The sequence below is a fragment of the Halopolyspora algeriensis genome, assembly GCF_003337235.1.
GTDB classification, from domain to species: domain Bacteria; phylum Actinomycetota; class Actinomycetes; order Mycobacteriales; family Pseudonocardiaceae; genus Haloactinomyces; species Haloactinomyces algeriensis.
On sequence record NZ_QPJC01000012.1, the window covers coordinates 64,290 to 77,148 of the forward strand.

The 12,859-nt window shown below is 69.1% G+C and carries 9 protein-coding genes and 1 tRNA gene; 2 read left to right on the top strand and 8 right to left on the bottom strand.

The window, feature by feature from the left end; all coding sequences use genetic code 11:
- Positions 1–16: 16 nt before the first annotated feature.
- Positions 17–1,111, bottom strand: a complete 1,095-nt coding sequence (locus tag DFQ14_RS16960; RefSeq protein ID WP_246195850.1) for a zinc-dependent metalloprotease — start codon at positions 1,109–1,111, stop codon at positions 17–19.
- Positions 1,112–1,244: 133 nt separating this feature from the next.
- Entirely contained in the window at positions 1,245–3,296 is a 2,052-nt protein-coding gene (gene dacB / locus DFQ14_RS16965) for a D-alanyl-D-alanine carboxypeptidase/D-alanyl-D-alanine endopeptidase (RefSeq protein WP_246195849.1), read from the bottom strand.
- A 147-nt stretch (positions 3,297–3,443) separates the two neighbouring features.
- Between dacB and DFQ14_RS16970 the strand changes: the two genes are divergently transcribed.
- A complete protein-coding gene (locus DFQ14_RS16970) occupies positions 3,444–3,932 on the top strand; it encodes an inorganic diphosphatase (RefSeq protein WP_114454292.1) in 489 nt (162 codons plus the stop codon).
- 270 nt (positions 3,933–4,202) lie between these two features.
- Here DFQ14_RS16970 and DFQ14_RS16975 read toward each other — a convergent pair whose 3' ends face one another.
- The 3 genes from DFQ14_RS16975 to DFQ14_RS16985 all read right to left on the bottom strand — a co-directional run bounded on the left by DFQ14_RS16975 (position 4,203) and on the right by DFQ14_RS16985 (position 6,027).
- Entirely contained in the window at positions 4,203–4,589 is a 387-nt protein-coding gene (locus DFQ14_RS16975) for a hypothetical protein (protein ID WP_114454293.1), read from the bottom strand.
- Between the two features lie 188 nt (positions 4,590–4,777).
- Positions 4,778–5,608: a DUF4231 domain-containing protein gene (locus tag DFQ14_RS16980; protein ID WP_114454294.1), complete on the bottom strand. Its 831-nt coding sequence runs from the start codon at positions 5,606–5,608 to the stop codon at positions 4,778–4,780.
- A 342-nt stretch (positions 5,609–5,950) separates the two neighbouring features.
- Positions 5,951–6,027: transfer RNA gene (locus DFQ14_RS16985), tRNA-Thr, on the bottom strand.
- Positions 6,028–6,127: 100 nt separating this feature from the next.
- Here DFQ14_RS16985 and DFQ14_RS16990 point away from each other — a divergent pair.
- Positions 6,128–7,714: a hypothetical protein gene (locus DFQ14_RS16990; RefSeq protein ID WP_114454295.1), complete on the top strand. Its 1,587-nt coding sequence runs from the start codon at positions 6,128–6,130 to the stop codon at positions 7,712–7,714.
- 123 nt (positions 7,715–7,837) lie between these two features.
- Here DFQ14_RS16990 and DFQ14_RS16995 read toward each other — a convergent pair whose 3' ends face one another.
- The 3 genes from DFQ14_RS16995 to DFQ14_RS17005 all read right to left on the bottom strand — a co-directional run bounded on the left by DFQ14_RS16995 (position 7,838) and on the right by DFQ14_RS17005 (position 12,849).
- Positions 7,838–9,106, bottom strand: coding sequence for a DNA polymerase III subunit delta' (locus DFQ14_RS16995; protein WP_114454296.1), 1,269 nt, complete (start codon positions 9,104–9,106; stop codon positions 7,838–7,840).
- Positions 9,107–9,120: 14 nt separating this feature from the next.
- Entirely contained in the window at positions 9,121–12,072 is a 2,952-nt protein-coding gene (gene topA / locus DFQ14_RS17000) for a type I DNA topoisomerase (RefSeq protein ID WP_420810188.1), read from the bottom strand.
- 189 nt (positions 12,073–12,261) lie between these two features.
- A complete protein-coding gene (locus DFQ14_RS17005; RefSeq protein WP_114454298.1) occupies positions 12,262–12,849 on the bottom strand; it encodes a hypothetical protein in 588 nt (195 codons plus the stop codon).
- Between the last annotated feature and the right edge of the window lie 10 nt (positions 12,850–12,859).

Genomic DNA, 12,859 nt, shown 5'->3' on the forward strand with positions numbered 1-12,859 from the left:
CGATCCGCAGACTCTCCTATCCGTGGACGCGGTGGATCCAGGTGGCCGGGTCGGTGATCTCCGCGCGGGACGGGAGGTACTCCGGGCCGCTCCACACGGCGTTGAAGCCCTCCATCCCGACGGTGTCCACAACGTGCCTGGTGAAGGCAGCGCCCTGCGCGTACTGCTTGATCTTCGCGTCGACGCCGAGCAGGCTGCGCAGCAACCGGTCGAGCAGACCGCCGCCCGCCCGCCGCTCGGTGAACCGCTTGCGGATGGTGTGCACGGTGGGCACCACCTGCGGCCCGACGGCGTCCATAACGTGGTCGGCGTGCCCCTCCAGCAGTGTGGAGATCGCGATGATCCGATCCATCGCGGCTCGCTGCCGGGGGCTTTGCAGCAGCTCGATCACACCGAGCATGCCGGGGCTGGGCTCGCCGGCCCCGTGCCGCTCGTTTCCGTCCCGGCCCGGTCGCATCTCGCGAACCGCCGCGGGCACTCGGCTCAGCACTTCGCCCACCGATCCCTCCATCTCGGTGAGCAGGTCTCCGAGGCCGGCGGCGAAGTGCTCCCGCAGCCACGGTACGGCGTTGAACTGCAGGCGATGTGTCGATTCGTGCAGGCACACCCACATCTGGAAATCCTCGTCCGGGACCTCCAGAGCTTGCTGGGCCGCCACGATGTTCGGGGCGACCAGCAGGAGCCTGCCGGAGCGGTCCTCGCCGGGCACCGGCGCGAAGGGATCGTACTGCCCGAGCACCTTGGTGCCCAGGTAGGCCAGTACGGCGCCCGCCTGCACACCCGCACTGCGGCTACCGAGTCCACCCAGCAGCTCGCCATTGCCGCGCTCGAGGTCGATGTCGGCCGTGTCCAGCGCGGCATCGGTGAGTTCGGCGAGCCCGCGTGCCGCACCGTGCAGCCAGCCGGGCCGGTCGACGACGTCACCTTCGACAACGGGCAGATCCTGCCCGAGTCCGGTCGTCTCCCGCACGTGGGTTTCCGCGCGCACGCTGAACTCACGCAGGGCTCGCACGGCACGGTCGGCCTCCGCTCGCGGAACGCTCGGCCCTGCCTTGATCAGCCGGGTGGCGGTGGAGACCGCGACATTCCAGTCCACGGTCCGGCTGCCCACGGTCCCGGAACCGCCATCGCGATTCCGGGCGGGCGGGGAAAGAGCGGACGACCGGGGATTCACATACTCGACCGTACCCCCGCTCGGGCAGCCGGGCGAGGCCGCGAGCACCCGAGCGGACTTCGATCATCCTTCACCGGCAACCGCAGGTGCGCAGGGCAGCCGCCACCGCATCCAGCGCCGGTCGAGCAACGTCGGCGGGTGTGCCGTTGGAGATCATCGCGAATACGAGCAGGTGTCCGCCGCGGGTGACGACCGTGCCCGCAAGGCTGTTGACGTCGCTCAGCGTGCCGGTCTTGGCGCGGACCCAACCCCGGGCGTTCGATGCTTCCTCCTGGTAGCGACTCTCCAGGCTGCCACTGCTGCCCGCGACGGGAAGCGCGGGCAGCAGGGCACGCAACTTCTTCGTCGCGCTCGCAGGCAACGCACTCTCGGAACCGACGGGAGCGCTCGCCGATGCCAGCAGCGATCCGAGCGCGGTGGGAGTGACCCTGTCCTGCAGGGAAAGACCACTCCCGTCGGCCAGGTGCGTACCGGCGAGGTCGATCCCGCTGTTGGTCAGCACCGTGCGAATGGCGGCGGTCGCCCCCGCGAACGAGGCGTCGAAGCCGGTGGAGATCGCCACTTCCCTGGCCAGTGCTTCGGCGAGCACGTTGTCCGAGCGCTGCAACGCGGTGCGCACCATCCGCTGGACGGTCGCCGACTCGACTTCGCCCAACACCGGCGCGTCCGGCGGTGCCTCGCCGAGAGCGACCTCGGAGGTGGGCACGCCGAGCCTGCGGGCGAGTTCGCGCCCCGCATCGAGCGCAGGCTGCTCGCTGCGGCGGCTGACGGCGCTTCCCGGATCGGCACGTCCGCCGTCGAGCATCACCGGCTCGACGGGGGCGACATAGCCGTTGCGAACGTCCTCCGGAAGCCACCCCGGGGCCAGCTCCGGGCCCGTGTAGCGGCTCGTGTCGACGGTGATCGAAGTCACCTCCCCGCCGGTGGCCTTCCTCACCTCGGCGACGAGCGTGTCGAGGTGGGCGGCGCCGGGATAGACGGACTCGGCGTCTTCCGGCAGGGACGACAGGGTCGGATCGCCTCCACCGACGAGGACCACGCTGCCGGGCTCGGTTCCCCGTACCACCTTCGTACTGAACCGGTGCCGGTGATCGAGGGCGAGCAGGGCGGCACTCGCGGTGAACAGCTTGGCGGTCGAGGCCGGGATGAGCGCCTGCTGTGCGCTGTGCTGCCACAGTGTTCTGCCACTCGCCGGATCGACCACGACCCCGCCGAACGTGCCCAGCGCGGGGTTCGACACGGCCTGTTCCAGGACCGCGGAGAGCTGCTGCCTGCCGAGCTCGGCGCCGGAGCCACGGAGCGGTTTGATCGCGGGGCGCAGCTGCACGGGTGGCGGTGGCTCGGCCCGCCGGTCGGGTCCGTCGCCGAACAGCACCGAACCGCCGACCACGAGGCCGGCAGCCAGCACGACGACGGCTGCCAGGGACACGGCTGCCAGGACCCCGCGTCTGCGGTACAGCGGCACGGCCGGGGAAGTCCCGGCCGTTTCCGGATCCGGAGGCGCGTTCCACTCCGGCGTCTCCGGAGCGGAAGTTCCCTGTGCACCGTGTGGTTCCGCCCACCCGGAAGCGGCTCCGGGCACGGCTTCGTCGGGCCGGGGCGCAGGTGGGGGCACGGGATCCTGCCGCGAACCTTGCCGGGAATCGGGATGCGCGGCGAAACCCACCGGGTGAACGGGCCGCTGCCACTCCGGTGGCGGGCCGCTGAAGTCCGGGCGGGGGAATTGCCGGGTCGGCTCCTCGGACGGGCCGGGCGGCGGCACGGGCGAGACCCGCACCGTCGATGTTCCGGCACCCGGTTCGCCACTCGACCGCCCCGGCTCCGGTGCCGCCGCCTCGGTGCCGTACCCGCGCTTCCAGCCGATCCGATCGGTGTCCTGCTCGAGCTCCTCGAGATGCGCGAACCCGTCCGAGCGTTCCGGTTCCTGCTCCGGCCGAGTCCCGCCCTGCTCACCAACTCCCGCCGGTTCTTCCGGATCCTCCACCGGCCAGGCGGGTTCCGACTCCTGCTCGGTCTCGCCGGCAGGCCGCGCCGACGGTCGAGAAGCGTCCCCGGAATCGGGGGATGCATCGTCGGCCCCGCTGTCGGGTACCTCACCCGATGGGTTGTGAGGCTCGGACACGTGCTCCTCCTCGGCGAGACGCCCGGCGGTGCGGATGCGAGCTCACACACTGCGGTGCGGCTCGGCGAACTGTCGTGGTCCACACTAGGTGTGGCCGTACGTGCGAGCGTCATGGCCGCACCCGACGCAAGACGAGTGAGGAACCGCGTGGAGTTCGACGTCACGATCGAGATCCCCAAGGGGAACCGGAACAAGTACGAGGTGGACCACAAAACGGGGCGGATTCGTCTCGACCGGACGCTGTTCACCGCCACCCAGTACCCGGCAGACTACGGCTTTATCGAGGACACCCTCGGTGAGGACGGCGATCCGCTGGATGCTCTGGTACTCGTGCAGGAGCCGACGTTTCCGGGCTGCCTGATCACCGCCCGCGCGATCGGCATGTTCCGGATGCGGGACGAGAAGGGCGGGGATGACAAGGTCATCTGCGTGCCTTCCGACGACCCGCGTCAGGAACACCTGCGTGATATTCATCATGTCGCCGAGTTCCACAAGCTGGAGATCCAGCACTTCTTCGAGGTCTACAAGGACCTGGAGCCTGCCAAGAGCGTGGAGGGCGCCACCTGGGTCGGCCGTGACGAGGCCGAGACGGAGATCAAGCGCTCCTTCGAGCGAGCCAAGCAGCACGGCCACTGAGTGCCTATCTTCGAATTGGCTTTTTCGCTTGAGGGATCAGCCTGAGCAGGGTGACCACCTCCGGCGTTTCAGCTGGATGCATTGCAAGGCAGTAGGCCACGTGATGTAGGTGGCTACCTGATGTGGCCTGCAACGCAGCAAGGCGCCAGCTGAGACGGCGGTTCAGCAACCACCCAATCAAGCTGCAAGACAGCCTCTGAAAGCACGCTTCAATGACGAAGGCCCTCGCCCGAACCGGAAGCGGGCGAGGGCCTTCGTCGTGAAGCATGGTCAACCGAGCAGACCTTGCACCGGGTTGCTGCCACCGCCGAGCAGACCCTGCACCGGGTTGCCCTCGCCGCCGACCAATCCCTGCACCGGGTTGCTGCCACCGCCGAGCAGACCCTGCACCGGGTTGCCCTCGCCGCCGAGCGGACTCCTGCTCTCCTCGGCGGATCGCACGGTCGCCTGCTCCTGCATCGGCACCACCTCACCGACCGTCGTGGTCACCGAGTGCACAGCGCCCGCGGCGTGGTACGCGGTCTGAGCAACACCGTTGTCCACGGGCAGTTGAGTGGGCAGCTCCGGGGACTCGGCTGCGGCGGCGGTACCGGCGAAGCCGACCGCTCCCGCACCGCTTGCCAGCACGGTGGCCGCTGCGGTCAAGGTGCGTTTCATCGCCTTGCTCCTCTCTGCGCAGGTGCTTTCGGGGGCCTTTCCCTGCGCGCCGCGCTGAGAGTACGGAACGATCACCGGCCACGGTTCAGCGATCACCATGGCCGTGGAGAGCAACCGAACGTGAGCAAAACTCACCGAATCCGCCCCTCCGTCGTGTCACTTCCCCTCCGACACGGGGGACCACGTGACTACATCACCACATCCGGTACGCCGGCCTGACCAACCTGCTGCTGGCGCTTGGCGTGCTCCTCCCGCAGTGCCTCGACCTCGTGCGCGAATTCGGTGTACGCGGCACGCTCGTCCTCGAACCGGCGGTACTTGCCGACACGAAGCTCCACCGAGTGGTATTCGCGCTCCAGGGCGTCGGCGGTCTGCTGCAGGTTGATACCGCGCTCCCGGTACCGCGAATACCCCGCGAAGGCGGCCGTGACGGCGACCAGCAGGCTCATCCCGACCGCGGGCCAGCGCGCATTCGGGAAGGACACCGAGGCGGCCACGATCACGGAGGCGATGATCGATCCGCCGATGATCACCGCCTGCAGCGCGTTGTACGCCCTGCGATGCCTGCGCGCCTCGATGCGGTACTGCTCCACGGTTTCCGGCAGGAAAAGCCGGTACCGCTTCTGCGCGGCGAGCAGATCGCCCGCTCCGAGGTCTTCGAGGAGTTGCTCGCGGTGTGCACGATGGAGTTCCCGTAGTTGCGTCTCCAGCGCACGGATCGTGAAGTGCCTGCGGTAGAGCATCCGCGCGGATACGACGACCGAGCCGATCGGCACGACGACAGCCGACACCAGCAACCAGAACGGCGGCTCGGGGAGCACGGTGAAGCAGCCCAGCGACGCCGCGAACAGCACGACATTCCCCGGAAATGCCCACATCAGCAGAAATCGCTGCAGCAGCTTCGCGCGGTGCAACTGCTCGGTCCGTTCCCCGAGCCGCAACTGAATGTCGTCCGGATGCGATTCCCCGGAAATCACCCCTCCCCCGATGATTCCCGTGCTCGCCTCTGCACTGCCCATCACATCGATCCCTTCAAACGTCAGTGTGATCGAAGTAGCTCCGCGGCAAGACAGCAATCGGCTGACGGGGTGACGGAAGGCCGAATTGATAAATTTCCGGTCACACTCACAGGTTCCCCGCCTCTTTCGAAGCCGGCAGCCGAACCGACCGAACAACCGATTCGTGCCCCGGATCACAGCGAGGCCATCCCGGAGTGCGCCGCACGGTGCCCTCGCAGGGGGATCGAGAAAAGCCCGGCAATGCGCGCTCACCGCACAAGCCGTCACCGGGCCCGGTACGCGTCGGCCGCCCGATCGACAAACCGGCCACCCTCCGGGATGCGGAAGGTGGCCGGTCGTGAGTGGAGCCGCCTGGGGGAATCGAACCCCCGACCTACGCATTACGAGTGCGTCGCTCTGTCCGACTGAGCTAAGGCGGCGTAGCCGGGAACCAGTGTAGCGGCCCGGCGAAACGTCACCGCCACACCCCCTGCTCGTTGAGCGTGGCAGGGGTATCCGCCACGGACCGAAGGATCATGGATGCGACTTCGCTCGTTCCGCCGCGTCGCTGCCTGCTCGGCCGCGTCGCTGGCAGCGGTGTGCCTGACGCTGCCTGCGGCAACCGCACAGAGCGCACCGCCGACCACGCCTGTCCCCGAGCCGCAGGACCCCGGGCAGCCACCGGCCTCACAACCGCCCCCGGTTGCCCAGCCCGGCCCGGTGGTGGCCGAGGCGGGCACCGGAATCGGGATGCTGCGGGTGTTGCCCGACGCGGTACCGGGCGACTCGATCATCGACGACCCCGAGTTCGACGACAAGCTGCCGAAGCAATCGCTGCTCGAGGCCGGGATGGGGATCGCCGTGGCGCAGGCGAACTCCGAGGCCTACCTCGCACAGGAACGCGCCATCGCCGAATCGGCTCCGTTCGGCTTCGCGGTGGGCGGCAACATGCCGCAGCTGCCCGGATCGCTGACCCAGACGGCCCTGCCGGACCACGCGCAGCCCACCACGAGCGGACTGCGCCCACCTTCCTCTCCCGCGAGCAAACTGTTCGACGCGGGACTCGTCGAAGGAAGCGTGCACGCGCGCTGGGACAAACGGCTCGGGCCGTGTGCCCAGCCCATCGCGGACGCGGAGACGTCGCTGGCCGGCGTCTCCGCCGTCAACGCCCTGCCAGCACTGCCGTCCGGGCCGGGCGAGTCGGCTTCCCTGCTGTCCGGATCCGGCGCGTCCTCCGAAGAGGACACTGCGGCCGTCGGCGCGCTCGCCGAGCGGCTCGGCGACATGGCCGGACCACTGTCCCGGCTCGGCGGTCTCCTCGAAGGACGTACCGAAGCGAAAGGCGAGGCGGGATCGTTGCTGAGCGTGCCCGGGGCGATCCGGGCGCACTCCACCACTCGGCTCGTCGATGTGCCGAGCCAGGACGGCAAAGCAGTCCGAGCCGTCTCGCGGTTCCGGATCGGCAGCCTCCGCCTGTTCGCGGGGACGAAGCAGCAACTCCGGGTCGACGTCGTCAGCGAGCCGACACTGACGGCCACCTCCACCGGAGACCCGAAGACCTCCACTGTGGAATACCAGGCACCGGTGCTGCGCGTCTCCCAAGGCGGCGAAACGCTCGGCACGCTCAGTGCGACGGACCCGAAACTCGACGTGCCCATCGGTGTTCCGATGCCGGGATCGGGCGTCGACTCCGATCTGCCGTTGGTGGGCCATCCCGAGATGCCCGACGTCGTCGACATCGGCGTACTGCGGTTGAGCATCGGCGACGTGCAGAAGTCCGCCAACGGAGACGAGGTCCGCGCACTCGCACGGATGCTCGACGTGACGCTGCTGCCCGGCGAACCGCTGGGTCTGGACACCTCGCTGGCCAAGATCTCGTTCGGCGAGCAGGCCGTCCGTGCCGACGCTCCCGCGGGGGGTGTCCACTGTGATGTCCCCGCATCCGCGGCCCCACCGGCCGCCCCGGCCACATCGGCTGCACCGGCGGCCGTCGACAGCCGATCCTCGCAGGTTCCCCGGCTGGCCGTCACCAGCGGCGCGTATCACACCGTGCCGCTGTTCTGGACCGGCACGGCACTGCTGCTCGCCGGGGCCGTCCTCGTCGCCGCCACGCCCAGACGCAACTGAGCGGGTGCGGTACGCGTGATGCTCGGAGCGGACGGTTCCCGGCACCACGCATACCGGCAACCACGATCGCGAAGCGAAACCTCGGCTCGCCTCGAGCAGGAACACCGTCTCCTGATGCAGGGTCTACTGATGCAGGGTGGCGACCAACGCCTCGACGGCGAAGAGCGGTTTGACATTGCGCGCCAACGCGGTACGGCACTCCAGCACGGCCTCCAACCGGCGCAGCGCCGTCTCCGACGTCCATTCCGTGGCCGCCTTCGACACGTCACGGGCGCAGTCCGGGTGGTTCAACGGCGCCGTGGAACCGAATCGCGTCGCCAGCACGTCCCGGTAGAAACCGGCCAGGTCCATCAGCGCGAGATCCAGCGCGTCCCGCTGCGAGCGCGTCGCACGGGACTTCTGCTTCTTCTCCAGCTCCCGCAATGCCGCGTTCGCACCGCGCGTGGCCGCCGCCGTTCCCTTCCCCGTGCCACCGCCGCCCATCGCAGTACGGAGTTCTTCCTTCTCCGCCTCATCGCGGGCCTCGTTGGCAGCGGTGGCCTCCGCCTCGGCGAGGCGCACGAGTTCTCCCGCCGCGGAGTACACGTCCGAGAAGCGCTGCAGTCCCAGCGGGATGCGCAACACCGCCTCGCGCCGCTCGCGCGCCTGCGGATCGGTCGCAAGCCGCCGGGCACGCCCGATGTGCCCGCCGCAGACCGAAGCCGCCCACCGAGCCGACTCGGCGGGCACTCCGTCCCGCTCCTGCAGGACCTCGGCGATCGGCCCGGCGAGCGGAGTGCGCAACCGGATCGGGCGACAGCGCGAGCGGATCGTGACCGGGATGTCGGCCGGATGGTCCGACGGTGCGCACAACAGGAACACCGTACGGTCGGGAGGTTCTTCGACGGCCTTGAGCAACGCATTGCCCGCGCCCTCGGTCAGCCGGTCGGCATCCTCGATCAGCACCACCCGCCAGTGGCCCGTCGAGGGTCTGCGCGCGGCAGCCTGAACCAGCGAGCGCATCTCGGAAACCGAGATGGAAAGCCCTTCCGGCACGACCACCTGCACGTCGGCGTGGGTTCCGCTCAGCACCGTGCGGCACGCCGAGCACTGCCCGCAACCGGGTGTATCCCCGGACACGGCGGTGCACTCGAGAGCTGCTGCGAAGGCACGCGCGGCCACCGAACGCCCCGACCCGGGGGGACCCGTGAACAGCCACGCATGGGTCATCGCCCCGGTATCGCCGGATTCGCCCCGTACCCGGAGGGCGGCGGCTCGTGCCGCCGCGACGAGCGCGTGCACCGCGTCGGGCTGCCCCACGATCTCGGACCACACGCCGGTGGCAGGTTCCGGTCCGCCGGAGGGGACGTCCCCGAGCGGGTCGGGCGCATGTCCCGTTTCGCTGCGCTCCATCGTGACCTACTCCGTCAGCGAGCCTTCGAAGCCGAGCTCTTCGCGCCGGAGCTTTTCGTGCCCGAACTCTTCGTCCCCGAACTCTTCGTGTTCGAGTTCTTCGTGCCCGAACTCTTCGTCCCCGAACTCTTCGTGTTCGAGCTCTTCGTGCCCGAACTCTTCGTCCCGTTAGCGGTCGACGTCGAGCTCTTCGCGCCGGATCCCTTCGACCCGTTGCCGGAGGAGCCGTTGCTCTTCGAGCTCTTCTTCTTCGGCGGCGCCTTGGCACGCCGCTCGGCGATCAGCTCCGCGGCCCGCTCCATGGTCAGCTCCTCGACCGTGTCCCCCTTGCGCAGCGAGGCGTTCGTCTCACCATCGGTGACATAAGGGCCGAACCGGCCGTCCTTGACGACCAGCGGTTTGCCGGTGTCCGGCTCCTCGCCGAGCTCGCGCAACGGCGCCGCTGCCGCACGGCGCCCCCGCTGCTTGGGCTGAGCGTAGAGCTTCAGGGCCTCGTCGAGAGTCACCGTGAAGATCTGTTCCTCGGTCTCCAGCGACCGCGAGTCCGTACCCCTCTTCAGGTAGGGGCCGTAACGGCCGTTCTGGGCTGTGATCTCCTCACCGGACTCCGGGTCGGTACCGACGACCCGGGGCAGGGACAGCAACCGGAGCGCATCGTCGAGAGTCACCGTGTCCAGCGACATCGACTTGAACAGGCTGCCCGTACGAGGCTTCGACTTGGAACCCTCGGGCAGGAGCTCGGTGACGTACGGGCCGAAGCGGCCGTCCTTGGCCACGACCTCGTTCCCCGATTCCGGGTCGGTGCCGAGACTGCGGCCCTCCATCGGAGTGGCGAACAGCTTCTCGGCGACCTCGGCGGTCAACTCGTCCGGCGGCAGTGCATCGGGCAGGTTCGCGCGCTGCGACTCGCCGCCGTCCTCGCCGGCATGCAGGGGACGCTCCAGATACGGGCCGTACCGCCCGACGCGGACGTACACCGTGCGCCCCTGGTCGTCGGTGAACATCGGAATCGAGTTCACCTCGCGCGCGTCGATGTCCTCGACACCGGAACCGACGAGTCGCTTCAATCCCCCGGCGCGGCCGATCGAGTCGTTCGGGCCGACATCGCCCCCGAAGTAGAAACCCGACAACCACTTGGTGCGCTGCTGCGCGCCCTCGGCAATGCGGTCGAGTTCGTCCTCCAGCGCGGCGGTGAAGTCGTAGTCCACCAGCCGCCCGAAGTGCTTCTCCATCAGCCCGACGACGGCGAATGCGACCCAGGACGGCACCAGCGCCGAACCCTTGCGCCACACATAGCCGCGCTCCTGCACGGTGCTGATGATCGAGGCGTAGGTCGACGGGCGTCCGATCCCCAACTCCTCGAGAGCCTTGACCAGGCTCGCCTCCGTGTAGCGGGCAGGCGGATTCGTCGTGTGGCCGTCCGGGGACAGTTCGGTCGCGGCGACCGCCTGGTCCTGCACGAGCCGCGGGAGGCGGGATTCGGCGTCGTCGGCGACGCCCCCTGCCTCCGAGTCCACCGACTCGACGTAGGCCTTGAGGAATCCGGCGAAGGTGATGGTCCGGCCCGAGGCGGCGAAGGTGCACTCCTCACCGCCTGCGGCGGTGCCGGTGATGCGTACCGACAGTGTGGTGCCCTTGGCATCGGCCATCTGCGAGGCAATGGTGCGTTGCCAGATCAGTTCGTAGAGCTTGAACCCGTCACCATCGAGCTCCCGGGCGAGCTCACCGGGAGTCCGGAAGTTCTCCCCCGCAGGACGGATCGCCTCGTGCGCCTCCTGCGCGTTCTTGACCTTGCGGTTGTACTGCCGCGGCTGCGGCGAGAGATGATCCTCCCCGTACAGCTGCCGTGCCTGGTCGCGCGCCGCCGCGATCGCCGTCTCCGACAGCGTCGTGGAATCGGTGCGCATGTAGGTGATGTAGCCGTTCTCGTAGAGCCGCTGCGCGGTGCGCATCGTGCGGTCGGCCGAGAAGCGCAGCTTGCGGCCGGCTTCCTGCTGCAGCGTGGACGTCATGAACGGCGCGTACGGCTTCCGCGTGTACGGCTTCTCCTCGACACTGGACACGGCCAGTTCGGCGCCGGACAGTCCCTCGACCAGTTGCCGTGCCGCCGCCTCGTCGAGCAACCGGACATCGTCGTTCTTCAACCGGCCGTCCGGGCCGAAGTCACGGCCGGAAGCCAGTTTGGCGCCGTCCACGGACACCAGGCGAGCGGCGAAGGTACCGGAGCCGGTGGCGTCGTCGGCGGCCCCGGACGATGCGTCCATCGTCGCCGAGAGGTCCCAGTAGGAAGCGGGAACGAACCGGATCCGCTCGCGCTCGCGCTCGACGACGATCCGAGTCGCCACGGACTGCACACGCCCGGCCGAGAGCTTCGGCATGACCTTCTTCCACAGCACCGGGCTGACCTCGTAGCCGTACAGACGGTCGAGGATACGGCGGGTCTCCTGCGCGTCGACCAGAGCGTGGTCGAGCTCTCGCGGGTTCGCGGCGGCGGACCGGATGGCGGACTCGGTGATCTCGTGGAACACCATGCGCCGTACCGGCACGTTCGGCTGGAGCGTCTCCATCAGGTGCCAGGCGATGGCCTCGCCCTCCCGGTCGCCGTCCGTGGCGAGGTAGAGCTCATCGGCATCGGCCAATGCTTCCTCGAGCTCGGCGACCGTGGACTTCTTGTCCGAGGTCACCAGGTACAGCGGCTGGAAATCGTTCTCGACGTCCACCCCCAGCCGCGCCCAGGACTGCCCCTTGTACTTGGCGGGCACGTCGGCAGCACCCCGCGGCAGGTCGCGGATGTGGCCACGGGAGGATTCGACCACGAATTCGGAACCGAGGAAGGAAGCGATCTTGCGCGCCTTCGCCGGCGACTCGACGATCACCAATCGCCGGCCGCCGGACCCCGCTCCGTCGGATGTCCGGGAATCCCGGCTGTTGTCGCCGTTCTTCCTCGTTCGTGTCGAGCCAACCACGCCTACCTGCTCTCGTCTCTCACAAAGATGTCCGATTGGCCAGTGTGCACCGTGTACAGCTCACCATGCCGTGCCGGGGGACGCACAGCGTTGCACACAACGCCCGGCCATGCGCATTTCACCAGTGCGAACGCACCTCACTCCCGGCGTGTTCCGCCGCCGGAGAAGACAGGAGCTGTGTCGAACGCCTCAGGGAGCCGGTGGCCAGCAACGTCCGACCGCGCCCGCGGGCACAGGCCCCACCAGCTCGGCGAGCCGCTCGACCCGGCGCCGGCCCGACACTCGTAACACGGGGCCGCCACCGCGCGGGCCGACCAGCTTCGCGGGGAGCCCGGCCCTGTCGAGGGCCGAAGCCAGCGGCGCGTGCGTGTCCGGTGCATGCGGGTCCAGACCGAGAGAGTAACCACCCCCCGCATCCGGGTGCCCTGCGGTCAGGACCCACAGCCGCAGCACCGGACCATCGGGAACGAACTCGCTCGGCACCGATTTGACCGCCCCGCGCAACCATCGCCCGGCGAGTTCGGTCAGATCCGCACGAAAGGCCGTGCGCAGCAACGGGTATCCCTCGTCGGAACGACCGAGCTCGGCCTCCACACCCCGTTCCGCACACGCTGCGACCAGCGAATCCGCCCGCCACGTGTCGGCGACCACGACCGAGAGCCGCGCTGCCGTACCGCGGCCGAACCCGACCGCCTGGCCCGGCCCGCACAGTATCCCGGCGAGATCGGCGATCCGCGGCAACCGCGCCTCGGCCGAGAAGAAGGACAGCTGGCCCACGAGCGGGCAT